Source organism: Legionella norrlandica (assembly GCF_000770585.1).
Taxonomy (GTDB): domain Bacteria; phylum Pseudomonadota; class Gammaproteobacteria; order Legionellales; family Legionellaceae; genus Legionella; species Legionella norrlandica.
Genome location: NZ_JNCF01000048.1, coordinates 1 through 20,989, shown reverse-complemented (window position 1 = coordinate 20,989; position 20,989 = coordinate 1). Strand labels below are relative to the sequence as shown.

Genomic DNA, 20,989 nt, shown 5'->3' with positions numbered 1-20,989 from the left:
AAAATGGCATTCTTAATAATCGAATCCAATTCCATCATGAATAAAGAGATATTATTTAAATTACTTCGTAGTTCTTTTTGTCTTAACCAAAAAGCAATGTCATTCCCTGTCAGGGTGTGCTCTTTCTCAAGCGGGGTGTGACCTCCATTTGATGTTATCAATGTTTTGACTTGGCTATCACTTAGGTGCACCGAACCACTAGTTTGTTTTGTAATCCTGGCAAGATCTTTGTCAAATTGCAGAGAATTATTAATCCTGACTCTTTCAGCCCTTCCATCTGATTTAATATAAAGCAGACTCTTATCTCCATTCTCGCTATTTCTGTAAACAATGTAACTGCCTTTGTATTTCTCAAGAACATCATCAGGAGGTAACTCAGACATCAAATAGAGAGTACATCCATCGAGCTGCAAGTCGCTGATGATTTTTTTGCGTACCTGTTCAGGAACAGCGATAGAGAAAGATTGACCTAATGTCTTGTCCACAATTTTTCTCATCCGCATAATGGCTTGTTTATAATCATTATTATCCAGTGTTAGGCTTGCGGTAAGAATGGCCTTGGCCCCATTCATTTGTTTAATATCGGCACCCCGAGAATGGCTTTGGTCATAGTATGTAAAAAATTTGCCTTCAAGGTCAGACTTCATAACTAAATCGGGCGTTAAATCTTTTATTGTTTCTTTGCCGTGAGCATCCAAAACCAGCACTTTTTTCATATTGGTGACATCATCATAGAAGATGACACCTTCAAGAGTGCTCAATTTTGGATTGTTATTTTTTTGCAATTGCAGCGCAATTCCTTTAGCCACCTCGTAGTTTGATACTTTACATAAGCCCCCAACATCAATTAGAGCTCTAGTATTCTCATCAAAAGTTCCAGCAAGTTGAGCAATCATGGCGGTCGTATAATTTTCATCTGCTTCTGATAAATTCGCCGAATTAATAATGTAAGTGCCTTGATTCTCTGATCGAGCCATAATCCCTAAGGTCATATTTCCATCAGCTGCCGGATCAAGCATATTTTCTTTAAAGTATGAAGAGGTATCTCCAGCCGTTCCAGAGAAACCAATGACTGCATCATGAGTAGTTCCTTGTTCATAGCGATTACTATTAGCTTTTCCTGCGTCGAATTTAATCTGATCTCGAATAATGGTACGTGCTAACATCTTTCTAAAGGCAGGCATTCTTGCTATTTCTGCAAAGTAAGCATCTCTTTTTTCATTTCGAGAAACGGCTTCTGGTATTTCAGCAACTTTTTTTATAATATCCAAAGCTTCAGCAAATTCTGGTTCAATATGTTGTTCTGTGGATCTAAGTATGGTCTTTCACCAGAACCACTTCTAAATGATTCTATTAAAAACTCAAAATGAGGTACTGCACAGATTTCAGTATTCGGATCAAAGTAATATAAGAAAGTGGTAATTGCAGTTACTTCTGGATTATCAAATCTCGAACCCTGTGGTTTGGGTTGATTGGCAGATGAATAAGGCACAGTAATCAGTAAAGGATTTTTCACTTGTGATTCAGTTCCTGTTCTCAGTGCCTCAAAATCATATTTTTTCTTACCATCGCTATCATTTTGGAACCAAACACCAAAGTCTTTACCCGCCTCTTTCTCGGTGAAAAGCGTGAGCATACCCTTGGGATCCGTTAAAATAGCACGCATCAAGTACACGGATGTGCTATTTGATGAAGTTACAGAGCTGGGTTCTCGTTCTTCTAAGGAAAGAATGTATTTGGAGATACTGGCTCTTTCTTCCCCGCGAATATTAAATTTATCCAATAATAGGTTAGCTAAGTTAGTCAGCGATTTATCTTCAGCAGCTAGAATAGTCTGCGTGATGACTTCTAATGGATAAATTTCTTTTGGATCCAGAGGCAGCTTATTACCTGAGGTATAATTGACATCCGTTGTTGCACTATCTTGGGTGGCATCTAATTCGTCAAAGACAGATATTGTTGTTATTGAACGGATTTCATTCAATACAGAAATACACTCCATTAATTCTTTGTTTTGCAAAGCTTCTGTCGCTGTTGGTTTTTCTGGAGTCCTAAGAAGCATGTCTAAAAAGATTTTAGCTTGACACTCCATTGAATTGCGCACATTAGGTGCTTGGACCAAAACTTCTCTATTGGCAATGATTTTCTTATATAATGCTAATCGTTTCTGTAAATCTTCTTTTGCGCTTTGGAGGGAGCGAAGACGCGGACTCTCTAATAACATGTCTGCCTTTGGATCTGAGACGATACTATAACGTTGGAAGTCATCTTTTACTGCGCGTTTACCTACCACATTAATTAGGGTAGTCGACATGTCAGCAGTATTGGTTTCCAGAGCAGATTTTGGAACGATAAAGCGAACTAGTTTATCGCCTCCTGTTTTATAGAGTGCCACCAAAGGCAATAGTGTTGTCTTACCAAAACCCATTCTTGCTTGGGCGGAATCAATTTTGTCAGGATTTGTTTCTTCGTCTAATAATAATCCGCGGAAAACATTCACTTGACGAGTATTGCAACGGTGACCGAATTCCGATTCAAATAATAAAAATGCTCGTTGCATTTTTTGATCTTGTTCTTCTTTCAACACGTCTTCTGGAGTAGATTTTTTATCCAATCTTGATTCTGAGATAAGAAGTTTATCTAGGGGATAATTTCTTTTAATGTGTAGCATTGAAATGGCTTTACCCTCTTGTCCCATTTCAAAGGTACTTTGCACATCATTTAAATGATCTAATTCTGTCTTGTAGTACAGCATTCGCGTCATGGCATTATTTAAAGCAATTTGCACCTTAGCATGTTCTTCTAGAGGAAAATGGCTAAGGATATCTCGATAATCATTTAGCAAATAGGCGGCATTCAAATCTGCCATTGTGATTTCGTCAGGAGATTGAGCCAAAAGTGAGTCAATTTTGTTTTTAGCTTCAAGGAATTCAAGGTTGTAACGCTTCTGAGCTTCAGTTACCTTTAGACGTAACTCCTCCTCATAACCAGCTGCAAAAGTATATGTGCCCCCATTGACTGCGGTTTGATATAAAAATGTCTCTAAGCGATCAGAAATGGTTTTTATTGCTCGCCTATCGAAACCTTTCTCAGCAAGAAAGGTCCCAACATCAGGATAGGAAAAGAATTCACTGGGATGTTTAGTAATTTGAAATTTTCCCTCCATCTCCACAACATCTTTTATCCATTGCTTTTCTTTCATTAATTTGAGGAGATCTGCAATATTGACTTTGGTTAAACCCTCAATGCCAAAATGCTTGGAGGTGATACTAAATAAATTTTCTAATGTTTTGCTATTAAACAACCCATAGTTTTCATAGTAGTAACCATCTTCTTGTACTTGTATGGACTCTTCAAAACCTTCCAATCTTCTTAAGCGATTAGCAAGCTCCTTTTGCTCTTTATCAATAAGAGAAAGAGGATTCTCATAGACCCGGAATTTAACCTGGGTATGTCCGCCAAGACTGTCTATTGGCATATCATTAGTTTTGGTATTAATGTTGAGAGGTTGTTTTGTAGTTTCCGGCGATTGTTTTATTGGTTTTGAAAAGAGCTTGGTTATTTCATCGTCTTTTACAAATTCTGATTCTACTGCTCGCCATAACCCTGAAAATTGCTGAATGGGTATAGGCTCTTGGGCTTTCTGCACATCACTCACAGCTTCTTTGAAAGCATGAATTGCATCTGTGTAAGCTTTCCTGTCCCATCCAGGAGATTTTCCTGTGGCAGCCGCGGTTCTTTCTAATAAATGATGTGTTATCTCAATACCAAGCAACATTACGCGTGCCAGGCGATCTTCCTTGGTAGTAGAATTGGCATATTGAGCCTGAAGATTGCGTAACCCTTCTAATTCAACTTTTTTTAAAGGTGAGGTGGGAATATTTGCACCCAACATTTGGGTGAAAATACGCGCCTTTCCGTTGATCGATCCAATGTGTAAAATGCTTTGAAAATCCTTGGCTTTTAAAATACCTTCTTTGTTTTGGTATACACGTAAATAATCGGTCGTTGCATAAGCTCCTCTTAGTTCATTCTGAACGTTAAAAAATGCAGCTTTGGTTTGGTCATATTTTGAAGCTAATTGTTCTCTATCTTTACCACCATCTTTAAATGCAGCGTATGCCTCTAACATCTCTGTTCTTAATCGAGCATACTTTCCTTCTAATTCTTTGATTTTCGGGGAATCACCTACGAATAAAAAGACCTCTACGTCCTTTATTTCTCTAATTCTAGATTCACAAGTTTTGATAGAGTTTTCAATTTTTGCTTTAGACTGTTTGCTTACCAGATCGGACTTAGTAATGGCAGCCAAATCCAATTTCAGTGCAACAATTTTTTTCTCCAGTTTCTCAACTTCTGCAGCTTCTGCAGGGATTAATACTTTTTGCAAAATTGCGCTTCCTTCCTAGTCACTTCGAAATACTTACGGGAAGAGCGATCCGTTTTACTGTCTGCAATAAAATAATTTGGTGAAGTTTCATCTTTGATTATAAATTTAGAGATTGATGGTACATATACTGTATCCTCATCAACTGCAATCATTTCTTCAGGGGGGAAGATTTTTGAAAGATCCTTAATGAGATCTAACTCATTATTCAGAACTATTGAAGTAATCGTTTTATTTTTGTCTAATAGCTTCCCACTCCAAATACCATTGTCTTTGCTTACTTTTAACACCGGTGTAAAATCAGCACTAAAAGCATGGATAGCACCCTCTTTATCGATAAAGAAGTGGTCAGCATTCACTCTTCTTCGGAGTGATATTGGCAGCGCCTGTTCCATTTTTTCAGATGGAATATACTGTAAAGTGATGTCTTTACCATCTATGGTTTTTAGTTCTCTTTGAATAATTAGACTGCCATCTTTCTGTGGAGTGATTGAAGCTTTTATTTTTTTATCTTCAGTATAAAGGTATCCGCCATCTTTAGGCTTAAATGGAAGACGGTGAATGGATAATATTTCCAAAGCAATATTTGATTGGATATGGGCTGGCATGTAGCCCATTTTATTAGCACCAATATAAATTGCTCCGTGTAAAGTATCAAGGCTATTGATACCACCTAATGAAATAAAGCCAGGAACAGAGAAAGAAGATGGTTTTCCATGCAAACTAACCATCATATTATTGAATTTTCTTGCTTCAGCATATCCTTTAAATTCCTTTTCAAATGCGCCCGCTTTTTCGGGATCTCTTAAATCCTTAGAAAATTGAATAATGTGGTTTTGTTCTTTATTAATATTGGTCTGAGCTAAAGCCATTTCCCGAGTGATTTCAAAGTTCTTACCAATGCCTAATAAAGTATCTTCAGGAGTTTGGTCATACATCAATTGATAAGCTAAATTTGAGCAGATTAGCTTCGCATACAATTTATCAATTTCGGTTTGTGGCGCACCATTAGCACGGGCACTTTCTATTTGTAACGTAATAAAGTTAATTTCTTTCGCAAAACCAAAAAGTCGCTTGAGTCCATCTTTTTGTGTCGGATCAGTACAATCTTTGATAAATGCAATGGATTGGCCTAGTGCAACCTCTCTCTGTTGACTCTTTTCTGCTCCTTTAAATGCTTTGGGGTCAAGTATAGACGCGTGATACAATACCTCTTCAAGGAAAATTTCGTGGGAAACCATCAGCTTACATGTTTTAACTTGTTCGGGATCAAATTGAATTAATTCAATATGTTGTAACAGTTCTTTTTTTTCAGTATCTGTTGCATTGACAAAAGCATCAATAAAAGCTCTTATAAATAACTCGCGTCCAGCGGTACTATTGAGTCCATCAGAGGAAAGCAGCATTTTTTCATCGTAGAACTGCATGAATTGATGAGCTAAAATTTTATCACCATTACGCATTCCAAGTCGGTCAGCTAATTTACGTAAACCAGTAAATTCCTCGTCCTGGTTATCTTGCTTTTGTTTTCCATAATCTGTTAGAGCAATTTGTTGTCCTGTTTGGCCTTCAAGTATTCCTTCAAGGCCAATAGGAGAGTATTGAATTGAAGAATCTACGGATTCAATGAGGGAATTATCAGCCAGTATGGAACCACCGGGTTCTAGTGCCGCAATCCTTTCAGACATAGCCTTGTCTTTTGGAATAATTAATCTTTCCCAATGTTTGATAGTGGAATAGAATTTTGAATCAACTTTGATTTTGCTTCCCACAGTGTTAGGTATTTGAGCTAAATTCAATTGGATTAAATTCGTTAAAATCTGAGCACGCTGAGTATTTTCTAATTTCATGAATAATTTATCAAAGCTTCCTTTTTCATCCCTATAGCGCGCTAACATAGATGTAGAGAAGTCAGTTACTAATTTCGCATCGGGTGAGAATGGAAGAATTAAAATGTTAGCAGCAACAGAATGGCAAAACTCCATAATACGTTGATCTTTATTTTCTAAGCCTTGATGTCCTTTTAATTTTTCCAAGTAATTATTTACTGATTGATAATATTCATTACACTTCTCCAACGTTAATTCAGTTGGCAAAAGAGGGGTTGGATTTTCTCGCAAGAAATCTAAGGTACTGCCATCAATGACAGTATCCATATACAAAGGAACAAACTCTATATCAACTGGTGCATTAAATTCTTGTGCCCCCACAGATGGATCATGTATTGCTATCAAATCACTTGAGGTCAATTGAACAGAAGGAGCAGACTCTCGCTCAATTGTTTGTTTTGGTTCGCTAAACACTGATTTAAATCGTTCGGCAATCGTACTCGAAGCCTTATGCTGAATCTTGCGATACTTAACCATTTCATCTTCGGTAATCGTCTTCCAACCCAAATCCTGGGTTGAGAGATCAATTGGGAATCCAGTTTCTTTCAACGCTGCAAATTTAATATTTGCTTTTTGGTGAAGGAAGGACCTAAAAGCCTCTTTGATTGCAATTTCTGAGTTTGATTTTTTTTGTAGACTATATAATTTTTCTTTGTCTTCATGCCTCAGCCAAATGGCAAACATTTCTTTCATCCACTCTGTTTTTATAGTAGATGAAATAGGGGGCCGGGTGATCGTTTTTGCTTGCTCTTCAATGCTGGCATAAATACTGTTCCCACTACTCATTGTATCAAGTGAATTGGGGGCATAAGTATCGGTGCTGAGAAGAACTCTACGTTCGATCCCTCCAGTAATCTGTCCTTTAAATTTTTGGTTTAAACTTTGAATATCCTGAAACACAGAACCTTTCAAGAAGGTATTTTTTCCTTGTTTATAGAATTCCTCTCTTTTGTCAGGGGTTTGAGAATACAAATCTAGATTTCTTTGCTTTTCGGTTCCCATTCTTCCCATCGCAAGTTCATCAATAATTCGATAACCTGGATTAGTCCCGAGATAATTACTAATAATTTTTTCCCGAAAAACTCTTAATCCTTGCAGCCGGTGATTGGATTGTTGCTCAACATCATCCACTTCAAATTCTCTAACACGTGATATAAGCTGCTTACGAACCTCTTCAAGCTCATTCATTGCCTCTTTAAAAGCACGGGAAACCGCATTCATCGTGTTTAATTCAGGATCATTATTTTTCAATTTTGCCAAGATTAGCTCGGCTTTGGCTTTTTCCACATTATTTCCACGAAGGGTAAGTAGCTTATTAGACACAGAAATCTTCAAAGCATTTAGTTCTTCCACTTCTTGAGTTAAAAGTTGGGCTCTAGCTTCTAAATTTTGTAACTTTACTGATTTATTTCCTTCACCGAGCAGTGCTTGTTCCTTGGAAATTTCTTCGTTGAGGTGATCAATATTTTTTTGACACGGCACCATCAAGGTCTTTACTTTTTCTTGATCTTGTTCTAACCGACGAATAGTAGCATTTATATTCAAGGCTACCTGTTCTATATTGGTCGTTAATTTCTCTATAAACGCTTGACGTTGCACTGGGTATACTTCTTGAATGTATTTTTTCTCAATTTCTGGTTTTGAGTTACGCAAAGCATCAAGTAGCCCCATCACTCTTGGATTGGTTAAAGCCTCTTTATTAGCTACCACTAAACGAAAAAAAGTTGCCTTATCAATTTCTTTGCGTGTTCTTCCTATATTTATTTCAATCTTAGTATCTTCGTTTCTGGCAAAACCTGTAACAAAGGAAACAATATTCGCATTCTCTAAATCCTTTAATGTTACCTTTCCTGAAGCTCTCCAATGGCTGGCATGTTCTAACCGTTGGTCAGGCGAATGTATATGCCGCTCATTTACACTTAATTTTTGAATTTGATGATTTAGTACCTGCAAGCTTGCTTTCCAAGCTAATGCAGTTGCATGTTCCGATAATCTATTTAATGCCTTTGGAAGTATATTTCCTTCATCATCCTCTTTGAAAGGAAGCACATAGCCATCCCAAGAAAAAGAATCATCCTTGTAAACCTCAGGAACAAAATATTCTTTAATCTCGCCATCTCTACCCGCACTTTTTAAATAGAAATAAAGTGCTTTGGCGTGATTTGCAATTTTTTGTTCGATACGCCTTATTGCGAGATCATTATCATCGTTTTCAGGCGCTTTTTCCAACTGTTCTTTAAGATCTAACAAAGAATTGAAATAATTTTGATAATATTGATTTGAAGGAGGTTCATTGATTTCAGTTAAACGCATAGAAGCTTCATGCAATTCAAGAGGTGAAAGATATTCCGGATCCAGCCCTTTAAGCATGGGGATATATTCGGCATCCACAAATGCCTGTTCCCCTTTTTTATCACCACAAATTTCGGAAAGCAGTGCTGCTCGTTGCTCAAGGAGCATCGCCAATCTCACTTTCTTATAAGTTGATTTTCCTAATTCATACAATTCATTAGACTGTGCCTTTTTAGCGTAACAGTTTCCTGTGTTTTGTGGACGTTGCAATAATTCTTCGAACTGAGGAGGGGCATCCTCTGGGGCTAAGCTGCTAAATCGTTCAATATACCGTTGATAAACATAGGCTTGATCATTTAAAGCAAAAGCTCTCCTGATCCTCCCCATAATACTGTCACCCATTTGGTCCCGCTCTTCCATTGAAGTGTGTCTTACATTCCCTTCAATATGAGTTTCTGCCCAGCCGGCATAGCTTTTTGAATGAATTAAATGCGTTAAATAGGCTAAACCCTCAGCAGAATTGAGACGCTCTTCAGATACTTTAAACGATAAAGCATTTTTCCGCATTCCACGGCTACCCATTCGGGAAAGCTTAAGTAACCCGACTAGTGAACCCTTATTGGTCGTATTTTCTAGCGCACCAGAAGAATCATAAGTCGATAATTTAAATTGGTTGCCTTCTCGTTTTATGACGAGTTGCATAGCATGACCTTCTAGCCCTGTTTCAAAATACAAGGCTTCACCATCTTTCAGGTCCAGGCATCCTTTCTGTAAAGCCTTGCCAGCTAAGTTTAATTTTGCCTGATATTTCTTTTGACCTTTTTCAAATTCTTCGGGGCCTAATTTTCGATAATCGTCTTTGCCAGGTATTTTTTCATACCCACCCCATTCCCCGCAAACATGCTGCATGATATTAATTAAGTTTTCAGAACGTTTTTGATTGTTATGGTAGGCAGCAATCTGATTCCTTTCTTCTTTTGTGAATTGCAAGCCGTAAGCTTCAAAAGCATGAGGGGAATCAACGAGCTTACTCATCAAGCTTCTTTCGAACGATGTGACCATTTCAGGTTCGCCACCAATGCCAAAAGCATGATCACCATCTTTTATTTTAAAAGGTGATGTTCCACCAGGGTTTGCTGATCGAACCGCACGAAATAGGCTGTTCTTTTCAACATTGGTATCACCTAAGGCAACTAAAGAACCAATTACAGAACCTATAGAACCATGTTGCTCCGTCTGGGTTCCAGAGACCACTTGAGAGGCAAGAACCATCCCAAAACGAGTCATAATAGCCGATCTAATCTGTTCAGGGGTTCTTGCCGTTTGTTCCCCAACAACGGTTAGGGCGGTTTTTGCAGAAGTTTCATCTGCTCCACTTTGAGCAATAACTTTTAAACGATCAGCTTCCTGTTCTGTAATTTTTAATTCATAGGATTTATTAGGGGTTTTAAATTTTCCATATAAATATTTAAACCCTTCCCCAATTAGTTTGGTAATAGGTTTCAAATATTCGGCTGGGATAGTTATAATAGAACCTACAGTCCCTAAAGGAAGACTAAAAATTAAAGTCGCCGCATTGAGCGCAACCCAAGATCCCAAACCCTGATCTTTACCTCGTTTGGGTGTGATAGCCTTCCAAACTGCCCCTACAGCTGTAGCGTACCCTTTAAATGGTGACACAATTGCCCATTTAACCAGAGAGGCTAAACTCGTCACTGTGCCCCTCACTACAGTTTTAATGCCATCCCCCATCTGAGACAGTAGGCCTTTTTTTACTATTGGGGCTGACTCTGGTGGTTTAATGACTGGTCGACTACTAATTTCCAAATTCGCTTTATTAGTATTCTTAACAATTTTTTCCCAGATACCTACATTCCATTGAAGATTGGCATGCTGTTTTAGCCACTCTGCGGGTTTTTGAGGATTAAGTACTCGCTTATTGTTGACTTCATCTATAGCTTGTTGAATTGCTATAAGTTGTTCATCTTTAAGGCTTTTGATCTTTTGTTCCAAGATAAACAATTCATCATCCGTTGCACGAGCAAGCACTAACTTTCTGATTTCGTCATTTTTTAAAGCAAAAAGCGCTTTTTTGGTCAGGTTTTCATAAACTTTTTGCAAACGTTCAGCCATTGTATCCGTTTTTGAAAGCTCAATTGCAAGAACTTGTTGTTTTCCTTCAGCCAAAATTTGCTTTTCATATTCTGTTAAAATTTGCTTTATTTGCTTGCGTCTTTCTAGATCTTTTATCTGAGGTAGAACTTCTGCATACAAAATTTTAACATCACTGATTCCAAGTGTTTTGATATATGCGTCTAGCTGTGTAATTTCGAGATAGGAGAATAGAGTAGCAACTTCACCAGCATATTTAGTCATACAATACCTTACTATCTTACTATCTCTTTCCAGAAATTGTTTTCTTATTAATTTAATCTCGACCGTAACTATGAGATCTTTTGGAATATATTGTGTTTACTTATACAATTATAGATCATTTAGATTAAATTTTAGATTTAATTTAGATTAAATGAAGGTCATTTTGTCGTAACTCAATTGCCTCAAATTACCTGTTGCCGAAGACCTATCTGAATAAGCATACGAATCGCATTTGCCCCGTTTCTGTAATTCAACCCAAAAATCGCCGACCTCAAAATATGGATAAAAATGGATGCGAGAGATTTGTTATTTCGCATTGTCTCTATGCTTATTAAAATGGTAAGTCCCGGTCATTAAAAACCAGGCACGGGCACGTATTATTTCAGTGCTTTTTCGTCCCGTACGAAGAGAAAATTATTAAGGTAGCAGCATTTTTGCAGTAAAATGTATAGAATAAGATCCACCATCTTTAAAAGATTGGAACTTAAATAGGGAGATTTTAAATAATCTCTCTGTAGTTTTTGTAAACTCTCCAGCTGTTGAATAATCCTAGAAAAAGCAGTTGAGAAACCAAAGCGAGCAAGATAAGGCCAGTAGATTCAGTGTCCTTAGCTTATGCAGTAGGTTTTAACTGCTTTTTCTAATATATAAGGAAAGATACCAATGTTTCAATCAGCTTTAATAATTGCACTAATGGCCTTTAGCATCATCACTCAAGCAGCCCTCCCTGCTGATCCAATCCAGCGCTGTTTAGATATTAGAAGGCTCGTGGATATTACCACAAGACAGAAAATGGCCGCCAAAGAGCCTGGTGTGTTGCGCTTTAAATTTCATAAAATTTCAGCATCGGAGCTGCCCTTAGGTAATCCTGTGGGCAATATGGACGAAGTCATCAACGCGCTAAATAATCAGATTAAAAACTGCAGTCAAAATCATGCTGAATTTCAAACAGTAACCATTGCTGGTCAAAAATTCAAGCGCCAAGAATGGTGCCTAAATGCCAACAAAAAAATGCTCACTCTTGCAAAAGCTGCCCATGGTGATTTTCAAAAATTTTTATCAAGCACCAAAGCCGAATTTGACTGGTATAAGAGTGATGGCTGGCCTGAAAATCATGCAGGATTTAAAAAAGGTGAGTTCCAATTTACTGCCTACTACGCGCCAACCGCTGTTGAAGCTCGCACCAAACGTGGCGGGGGATTTTTATATCCTATCTATAGTAACCCAGGTGTTGTAAATGTAGTTTCTGAGTGCAAAAAATTTAATTTGAAAGCTCCTCTTTGCGGAGTTGACCCACTTAGCAAAATAATGCGTGGATTTTGCCTAAAAAATGCCAATGGCACATACTCTGTAGTGCCAGACCGAGAAGAAATTGCTAATGGGGCTTTAGATCCAAAATATATAATTGGCTATGTTAAAGACCCAAATGATCCGGCTTTTTTAATGCTTCAAGGCTCTGGTTCATTAATTCTTGATGGCAAATTATTTCATATCAACTATGATGGTGCCAACGGCAGGCCACGCACCATGCTTGGCCGCATTGTCCAATGCGCGCAAGACCCAACCTGTGGTGGCAACCTGGATGCAATGGAACGTTGTGCTAAAGATCCTAAATGCCATGATGAAGCAAAATTACGCTGTAATGTGTCTAAAAAAATTAAACAAAGCGCTGCATCAGAAAAGCTAATTCGCCAATATCTAGACAGCCCTCTTAACCGTAATAAAGCTGACGATTTGCGAAATCGCGATCAAAGTTTTGTATTTTTTGCTAAAGAAGACGGTGGCCCTTACGGCTCAGAAAATATTCCTCTAACCCCACATGCTTCGTGCGCAACAGATCACAGGGTAATTCCTATTGGAATGAACTTTATCTATCATTGTAAAAAATCTACTTCATGGTGTGTGGCCCAAGATGCTGGCGGCGCCATCATCGGGGCTCATGTTGACGTCTATAAGGGTGAAGGTGACCAAGCTGGTGTGGAAGCAAATAACCTGAATCATACAGGCTCGTTATTTTTGGCGCTGCCAAAACGAGGGTAAGACTCAGCAGGTAATGATGTAGACTCATCTTCTCTTGAGCGAGGCCTTGTTATGTTGGGTAACGTTAATTGGCAATATAATGAAGGCTCGCATCAATCAGGCCAAGCGCCAGAAAAACTTAAGGTACATAATGTGTACCTTCATCCTCCTGATTATCACTAAAAAGAGGATGGCTAATTAGTTCTTCTACCGGTAATTCACCCTTTTTAGAATCTACAATTGAATCAATAGCTTCCAAGGTCTCAGAAGTCTCTTTACTGATTTGAGGTTTATATTTATCAAAAAAACTTTGTATCCAACCTAAAAAGCCCAACTCCTTAAAACCTGGCTTATTATTTGCAATAATATTTGCTTGAGCCTTTATTGCTGGAATGATGTCATCTTGTATTGTTCCTCCTTTTTGGAGTATGTCAAGCATCTGATTGGCTGCTTCTAAGCGATTAATGTAAGTCCGTTTTGGCTTCTCAGGGGGGTTAGTTTCTAAGCAATTAATGTATTTAATGATTTGAACCTTAACAGCCAATAAAGTATTAATATCTTCAAGGCTGGCTTCTTTTGTATTCAATACTATTAAATTAGCAGTAATAGCGTCTCTGTTTTTTTCTGCGAAAGCTGTAATTTTATTCTGCTTATAATGCCCTGTGAGATTGACTCTATCTTCTTCTTTAAATTGCAATCCCCCCTCCAAACTTTTAATAGGATCGTTTGTTGATAAGAAATCTCTATGTTCGATTCGCATTCTTGCTAAAATTTGTAATGAATCCTCGTTAGGATACTCTTTTTGAAGTGCAGAGAGCCGATTAAACATATTCTGTACACCTGAAAACATCAGGGAGGTAGCATATTGAGTATCCCCTGCAGTATGGTCATACATGTGCATTAGAGCAGCCATATCTGGAGCGCCAATATCAGTATGCGCCAATTCATAAGCAATGAGAGGGAAAAGATTATCTGCGCCAAGATCCTTATTGCGGGGATTTAATTTTTCATTAGAGTATTTTTCGCTGACCCAGCGAGCAAGCTTTGAGGCAATAGTGTAATTGCCTTGTCTAAGCGCATCAACAAAAACCTGTGCATTTTCTGCCTTTGCACCTAAATCTTGAGTAGAAAAAACCTTGCTGGTTATCCATTCTCTTTTTTGCAAGAGCACAGTATCGGTTTCAGAAGCTGCCCCCTCTCCTTTAGAAACGATAGAGATTACTGCAAAGGGAAGAAAAAAAGAATGCGTTTTGGGACTTAAACCAAATAGTTGAGGTTCTTTTATCATTTCCTTTAGTATGCTCCTAACTGCTTGTATATCAGAATGATCTGTTTTTTCCGTAGCTGCAATGTGCTTAAGCAAGACTTCTGTGGCTGTCTCACTATTTACTCCTTCAAGCCGATCTTTAGAAAGTTGTTCGGTTTGCCCCTTTTGAATTTTATCTATCTCAAAAAGCGCGGAAAATACTAAATCAAGACGAGCCTCTTTGGATATGTTCTCATCAATTGTAAGTGCTCTTGCTATTTGTTCGAGCAGTTCTTGTTCACGTTTAATCATCATAAAATCCAATGGCGAAATTTTTATGTGCAAATATAGCACCAATTGATCATACAATGTTTCTAATTCATATTCAATATGGATAATATTTAACCTTATTTAAATATTTTGTAAACATCAGTTCGAAATCACAATAATTAGGAGTTTACATTAATCATTGAAAGGAATTTGATGTTGTCCAAATCTCTTTAGTAAGGGTATGCCAGAACTCTAATAGAGAAAGACGGTAACTTTTCGATAACAACGACTATTTAGCGGAGCAGATTGAAATAATCAGGGTACTACATAGCTTAATGCGGTATAAATAAACTAAAGCTGTTCCCGTTCGAGTTGATCATTCAACTCTTCTATTTGATCTAGAATTTTTAAAAATTTTTCTCCAAAAGGAGTGACAAAATATTCCACTCTGGGAGGTAACTCATTAAATGTATTTCTCCCAAGAATACCAAATTCCACATTTTTCTTTAGGCATTGGTTTAAAACTTTTGCTGAAAGTCCTTCAACACTTCGTACCATTTCACCAGGACGATTGATTCCATCCCGCAAAAGGGAATAGACAGTAAGAGACCATTTACAGCCGTAAATAGTTTCTACTATTGATCCTGCCCTTAGAGGCTCTTTTCTTTGTATCAATTTTTTGTCAGACATTTCAATAATTTATACCAGAAAGTACTTAGTGAACCTAAAAGTGCTTACTTTTTTTGATATTATAAATCTTTCATACTTGATTAAACAGAATTTTATATTAACTAGGAGAGTAAATGTTTAATCAAGATTTAGCTATTATTATTGGCGGCTCAAGCGGCATGGGCCTTGAAACAGCAAAAAGACTTTCAAATAATAGTCTAGATATATTAATCACAGGAAGAAATAAGCAAAAACTTGAAAATGCCGCAGCTGAAATTGAGAACAATGGATCGAAAGTAGAAATTTTAGTTCTCGATCTTTATAGCCAGGAGCAAGTTTCTCACTTTATAAGGAAAATGAATGAAGAAATTCGAAGCGTGAAGTATCTAGTAAATGCTGCCGGTTATTTCAAACCTGTAAGTTTTTTAGAACATACCAAAGAGGATTATGATGTTCAGTTAAATCTCAACAAAGCATTCTTTTTTATAACACAGGCCATAGCAAAAAATATGATGAAAAATGGTGGTGGAACTATTGTTAATATCGGTTCTATGTGGGCAAAACAAGCTATTAAAGCAACACCTTCTTCAGCCTATTCAATGCAAAAGGCAGGCCTGCATTCATTCACTCAACATTTAGCTATGGAACTTGCAGAACATAACATAAGAGTGAACGCTGTTGCACCAGCAGTAGTAGCCACTCCTATCTATAAGTCATTTATTGAGGAAGATAAAATTGAAGAATCGTTACAAAATTTTAATCAGTTTCATCCTATTGGCAGGATAGGGAAAACAGCTGATATCGCTGATGCCGTTGAATTCCTTTTATCAGAAAAATCGAATTGGATTACTGGAGAGATTATGAATGTCGATGGCGGTGTAATGGCGGGAAGAAATTAATCCTATTTGGACTAAATCTGCTTGTCAGCGAACTCCAGAGAACATAGGCTAAAATACTGGCCCGCAGACAAGCGATGCATTCCGAATAGATTACGGATGGACTTTTCAATTACTTAATATATGAACTAATATTTTTGCAATGGTAAGTTGTCTTTTAATATAGGAAACAGTAGCCAAACACCCAATTTTTATTAATTGTTTGATAATTTTGCCAATTCCCTTCCCTCGCCCTTTTTTCCATCCCCAAACCAATAATGGAAGAGAAATAAATAAGAGAAGCAATTTATGCTCAGCAATTCCATTGATAAGACGTCTTTTATGCTTAATTACTTCAAGTCTATAATGTCGTAATATTTTTTCCTTCATTGCGATCTTGGCAATTAACTGTTTTCTCGATATGTCCATGACTTTCACTCTCTTTGTTCGAGAAATAATCCCTTGTTTTCTCAAAGCTCATATTTTTCAAATTAAATTGCATATATTTAAATAGGCCAAACATAAGCATTAGATTAAATACTAATACGAAACCTAAGACATATAAGGGATTATCACAAACTAACATCATAGAATAGCCAAGAAAAAGCATGGCTGATAACCATATGGTCATTAATACTACTAAAATCATCACCAAATTCAGCAATAATGGATAAATGCTAAGCCCAAATAATTTTGCTTCCAGCCGAAAAATAATGATAATTGTTTTTATTACACCTAATTTACTGGAAATAAGTCCTTCTAATTCTTCAATTATATTCATTTTTTAAGCAATGAAGATAATAGAAATCCTATTCCTCCAGCAATCAACACAGAGGTCAGTGGATTTTGTTGTACTTTCTTCAAGATTTTATCAGAATAATCCTTGAGATTATCCTCCACTTCATGCACGCGATCTACTCCCTGTTCGTATAATGCATTGCCAAGTTTTTTTCCATCATTTAGGAGATCTGCAGCCGCTTTTCCTACATCAGATTTATCATTATTAGCACTTTTAATGCGTGTTTGGCTTTTATGTGAAGTATCCATCTTAAGTTATCCTCCCTAATTAAATTTGACTAAAAAGGTCAATCTATTTGATTTAACTATAGACTGTGGATCAATAAATTCAAATCAAAATTATTATGAAGTCAAAGCCTCCATTTGCTATTTTTATGGATATGCTAAAATTATATACATAATGCTAATGGACATTACTCATTTTTAAAGGATTTTCAGATGAAAACCGTTATAATATTAATTATTTACTTCTTTTCTTTTCAACTACAAGCAGCCTGCAAATGCAATTGTGACCCTGCAGACCCTAGCTTATGTGCGAATCAGAATGATCTGGAGCATCCTTGTCCTGTAGTGTGTTCTTCCCCAGCACCTGGCATGGCACCTATGTTCACAGCATGTCCTGTATCAAGGATCACTGATCCAGTTACAGGAATTATTAGGTGGGTCAATACCTGTAATTAGTAACAACTCGTGTTTCTGGAACTATTTCAAGAGAGGTGAGATCCTAGAACCTCTAAAAATCAGCCTTAATTTTGCGACATGGCCTTACCAAGGCAAAGTCTCTGAGAATTTTAGCACCTCACTCTTATGTTAACTGCAACATAATATTGTTAGGAAGTAATATAGAGTTGCTGACATGATAATTAAAAAAACTAGCCAAACAATAACGTAGGAAAAAGGTTTTTTAATTTTACGAAACAAATTCGCTATAAAATTGATTAACCAAGCCAATAAGAGCGGCAGCGAAAAATTCACGATCAGTCCAAAAACTATACCCATAACTATGAATGAAGGAATATTGTCTTTAATAAGATGCGAAGAGCGCGGTATTTGTAGTTCGTAAAATGCCACTAATATTGCAACAATGAATAAGGTAACCAAGTTGTATTTTCTTATTTTTGTTGATTTATTTGGCATATATTGAGTCCATTTTAGGCCTACTGGTCCTGAAGTTACTAAGCTTCCGGAGTATGCTAGGCCTATTATTTACTTTCTGGTATCTCAGGGACCTTTTTGCACGACAGAACCATCTGCGTTGGTTATTATTTGTGTACCATCTGGTTTGGTTAATACTGACGAGCCATCGGCGTTAGTCACCAGCGTTGAACCATCTGGGTGTGTTTCAACACTGGATTTATCAACATTGGTAACAATCTCAGTCCCATCTGGCTTGGTTAAAACAGATGAACCATCCGCATTGGTAATCAACTTGGCTCCATCTGGGCTTATTTTCACTGAAGAACCATCAGCATTAGTGATTATTTTAGTTCCATCAGATTTGATCTCAACTGAAGAACCGTCTGCATTTTTAATTAGGCTGGGAGTGGTTGCAGTAGCAATACTGCTGGTAACCATTGCAAAAATCAGTCCTGCTAGCAAAGGGTATAGACGACTAAAAGAAAGAGTTTTCATTTTCAATCCGATGGTTAGGTATTTTTTTTATTATAGCTGTAAACTTGGCACCCCGCACTCACCTAGACTATTAATTTTGAAAGCATAATTATCTAACTGACTCATCATTGATTAAATGATGCAATTTAATAGAAATACTAGCTTTAGTTAGTAAGTCCTTGTTATTAATGCCAAATAAGCGTATCATGGGAAGATTTTTTATAGGGATATAAAAATTATCGTGCTTGGATTTATTAAAAAATTCCAGATTCTCAGCTTTATTGCACTAAATTATACTACTATTCTTCCCGGCATTGCAGGAACTCCTGAAATCATGAGTTCGGCAAAAATGAATTCACCATTCTATCCAGTAATTCGTGCTGAGCTAGGTGCTTCAACAGCACAGATAGGCCAATCTCATATTTTTAATATTGATGGTGATTTCACAACTTACGTGTATCATAAAGATGATGAGCGTTCTGTAAAGGCATTAGTTGGTCTCTTTGCAGGTATTGAAAATAAATTAACCTCTTTATGGATTTTTCAAGCAGGCTTGGCATTTTATCAAAACGCCAGTTTTATAGGTAGAGGTTTGCTAATGCAGGGGGTCGATCCAGATTCTTCTGATGTATTCTCATATCAATATAAAGTTCAGAGTCAACAATTATTGCTCGAAGCAAGAATTTTATCTACATTTGTGAACCGTTGGCACCCCTATATTTCTTTTGGTTTGGGAGGAGCTAAAAATAAAGCTAAAGATTACCGCACCTTTCAAAACCCATTTATAACCTTTACTCCCCAGTACACGAACAATACATCAACGTCTTTAGCAGGCATGGTGGGACTAGGTCTCGAGCGTGATGTTGGCGCACATTGGAGAGCTGGAGCTGGAATTCAGTACCATCACTCAGAGGAAGTATCGCTTGGAACAGGAACACTTGATATTCAACTTTTTCCCAGGACCCTATCCCAACAACATCTCAATATTTTTTCAGTACTGTTCCAAATTAGCTATATCAGTTAACCCTGTTGGAAGATTATCATGATTTTAACACGCTTAGTTCAGATAGTAATTTTGTTTACTTTGTATGTCGTCAACTTCAACAGCCATGCAGTGGCTTTCACTGTTATTCCCAAAGCAGGGACTGCCCTTCCTAAAGAAGTGGTAATAGGCAATACTGTATTTGCTTATTATACAGTGATAAATAATACCAAACGGCCTCTTACAAATATTTTTGTAAAGTATCTACCACTCAATGTATCGCAAATAGTCGATGACCCCAAACTAACTGATATTTGTGGGTATCAGTTTGCGCTTGCCTCTGGGGGAAGCTGTACTCTAAAATTAGCCATTAGAGGCGCAGTCGACGCAAGCGATCCCAATCCTCAAAATCATTTGTTTATCTGCCACCCCAATATTCCTGCTTGTGCTGGAACTTACTATCCTTTAAATGTTGTTGCCCATGAACCTACTATCAAAGGAATTGTACAGTCAGGAGGCACAACATCCGTCCTCCCCCTTGCTAATGCAGTAGTTAAGATCTATGCAGCGAATACCGATACTAGCAGTGAAATTGGGAGTGCAATAACCAACTCTCAAGGCGAATTTTTTATTTACATCTCCCCTGACGTGTTAAAAATGAATAATCATCATGTCATTTATGCATTAGCTCAAAAAAATAGTGCAGTCATCTTGGCCAATGTAATAGGTACCGCTGTCATTCCCTCTATTATCATTAATGAATTAACTACCGTTGCTGCTTCCTATTCCATGATGCAGTTTTTTCATGATCATAGAATATATGGGTCCCTCAAGGGGACAGACATAGCCAGTATGATGAGCGCTAATCTTGTTAGTGCTAAAACAGGGGCTCTTTCAGATGTTATAAACAACTCTCCGAACGCTGATCAAACGAATGCTCGCCGTTCTTTAAGCACATTGGCGAATTTAATTACTCCATGTGTACGTAATGGGGGCATCAATTGTACTAATGTTTTCAATGCAGCTACAGTCAATGGAAATGTACCTTCTAATACTCTTGATGCATTATTAAATATTGGAAGAAACCCGAGTAATTCAGTAGTGGCCATCTTTAATCTTGCTGCAATATCTCAACCATTCACTCCTTACCTTAATGCAATTCCGGATGCTTGGACCATTGCAGTAAAATTTAATGCTACCGGAGATGAGCAAAAGTGTCCCTTTGGTGGTCCAGGAGGTATAGCAATTGATAATCGAGGATTTATCTGGCTAACCAATAACGTGATCCAAAGCACTCCCAATGCAATCAATTGTGCCGTTGTTTTAAAGCCCAATGGCCAACCTGCGGATGGCTCCAATTTGAGTCCTAAATCACCTTTATTTGGTGGTGGTCTTTTGGGAACAGGCTTTGGTAATGATGTAGCGCCAGACCAAAGCGTTTGGTTTGGAAATTTTGGCTGGGGAAGTTGTAGTAATTGTTTGCCAAATGGTTCAGCTTCTAAATTTACTTCTACAGGCTACCCTATTTCTGGACCCAATGGATATCAGTCTGCATCACCTGCCGATTTATACCGG

At 37.5% G+C, this 20,989-nt stretch carries 12 protein-coding genes and 2 pseudogenes; 5 read left to right on the top strand and 9 right to left on the bottom strand.

Translation table 11 applies throughout. The features are described from left to right. The 3 genes and pseudogenes from OK13_RS13985 to OK13_RS13975 all read right to left on the bottom strand — a co-directional run. Nucleotides 1–1,271 (bottom strand): annotated as a pseudogene (locus OK13_RS13985) (hypothetical protein); the annotation flags it as partial. Further along, a complete protein-coding gene (locus OK13_RS13980) occupies nucleotides 1,259–4,390 on the bottom strand; it encodes a DUF3638 domain-containing protein (RefSeq protein WP_052117662.1) in 3,132 nt (1,043 codons plus the stop codon). The gene OK13_RS13980 and the pseudogene OK13_RS13985, both read right to left, overlap by 13 nt. Further along, entirely contained in the window at nucleotides 4,375–10,944 is a 6,570-nt protein-coding gene (locus OK13_RS13975; RefSeq protein ID WP_052117661.1) for a coiled-coil domain-containing protein, read from the bottom strand. The genes OK13_RS13980 and OK13_RS13975 overlap by 16 nt, the downstream gene beginning before the upstream one ends. A gap of 663 nt (nucleotides 10,945–11,607) precedes the next feature. Here OK13_RS13975 and OK13_RS10575 point away from each other — a divergent pair. Further along, a complete protein-coding gene (locus OK13_RS10575; protein ID WP_035890723.1) occupies nucleotides 11,608–12,984 on the top strand; it encodes an MltA domain-containing protein in 1,377 nt (458 codons plus the stop codon). 118 nt (nucleotides 12,985–13,102) lie between these two features. Here OK13_RS10575 and OK13_RS10570 read toward each other — a convergent pair whose 3' ends face one another. Both OK13_RS10570 and OK13_RS10565 read right to left on the bottom strand, forming a co-directional pair. Beyond that, nucleotides 13,103–14,524 carry a hypothetical protein gene (locus OK13_RS10570; protein WP_206538903.1) on the bottom strand — a complete coding sequence of 474 codons (1,422 nt, stop codon included), beginning with the start codon at nucleotides 14,522–14,524 and terminating at the stop codon, nucleotides 13,103–13,105. Nucleotides 14,525–14,830: 306 nt separating this feature from the next. Beyond that, on the bottom strand, nucleotides 14,831–15,169 hold the full coding sequence (locus tag OK13_RS10565; protein WP_035890722.1) for a winged helix-turn-helix transcriptional regulator: 339 nt from the start codon (nucleotides 15,167–15,169) through the stop codon (nucleotides 14,831–14,833). Nucleotides 15,170–15,282: 113 nt separating this feature from the next. On the opposite strand from OK13_RS10565, the gene OK13_RS10560 reads away from it, so the two are divergent. Then, nucleotides 15,283–16,047, top strand: coding sequence for an SDR family NAD(P)-dependent oxidoreductase (locus OK13_RS10560; RefSeq protein WP_035890721.1), 765 nt, complete (start codon nucleotides 15,283–15,285; stop codon nucleotides 16,045–16,047). 105 nt (nucleotides 16,048–16,152) lie between these two features. Here OK13_RS10560 and OK13_RS10555 read toward each other — a convergent pair whose 3' ends face one another. The 3 genes from OK13_RS10555 to OK13_RS10545 are packed head-to-tail and all read right to left on the bottom strand — an operon-like array spanning nucleotide 16,153 to nucleotide 17,070. Continuing rightward, nucleotides 16,153–16,413 carry a hypothetical protein gene (locus tag OK13_RS10555; RefSeq protein ID WP_035890720.1) on the bottom strand — a complete coding sequence of 87 codons (261 nt, stop codon included), beginning with the start codon at nucleotides 16,411–16,413 and terminating at the stop codon, nucleotides 16,153–16,155. Next, nucleotides 16,385–16,804, bottom strand: coding sequence for a hypothetical protein (locus OK13_RS10550; RefSeq protein WP_035890719.1), 420 nt, complete (start codon nucleotides 16,802–16,804; stop codon nucleotides 16,385–16,387). Before OK13_RS10550 ends, OK13_RS10555 begins: the two co-directional genes overlap by 29 nt. Continuing rightward, the gene (locus tag OK13_RS10545; RefSeq protein ID WP_035890718.1) at nucleotides 16,801–17,070 is read right to left on the bottom strand and encodes a hypothetical protein; all 270 of its coding nucleotides are present in this window, start codon (nucleotides 17,068–17,070) and stop codon (nucleotides 16,801–16,803) included. Before OK13_RS10545 ends, OK13_RS10550 begins: the two co-directional genes overlap by 4 nt. 189 nt (nucleotides 17,071–17,259) lie before the next feature. On the opposite strand from OK13_RS10545, the gene OK13_RS10540 reads away from it, so the two are divergent. Further along, nucleotides 17,260–17,502, top strand: a complete 243-nt coding sequence (locus OK13_RS10540) for a hypothetical protein (protein WP_035890717.1) — start codon at nucleotides 17,260–17,262, stop codon at nucleotides 17,500–17,502. 540 nt (nucleotides 17,503–18,042) lie between these two features. Here the strand turns inward: OK13_RS10540 and OK13_RS10535 are convergent. After that, complete coding sequence (locus OK13_RS10535; protein WP_035890716.1) at nucleotides 18,043–18,453, bottom strand: T-complex 10 C-terminal domain-containing protein; 411 nt, start codon at nucleotides 18,451–18,453, stop codon at nucleotides 18,043–18,045. A 220-nt stretch (nucleotides 18,454–18,673) separates the two neighbouring features. Between OK13_RS10535 and OK13_RS10530 the strand changes: the two genes are divergently transcribed. Next, on the top strand, nucleotides 18,674–19,456 hold the full coding sequence (locus OK13_RS10530; protein WP_035890715.1) for an outer membrane protein: 783 nt from the start codon (nucleotides 18,674–18,676) through the stop codon (nucleotides 19,454–19,456). 18 nt (nucleotides 19,457–19,474) lie between these two features. Then, nucleotides 19,475–20,989 (top strand): annotated as a pseudogene (locus tag OK13_RS10525) (hypothetical protein); the annotation flags it as partial.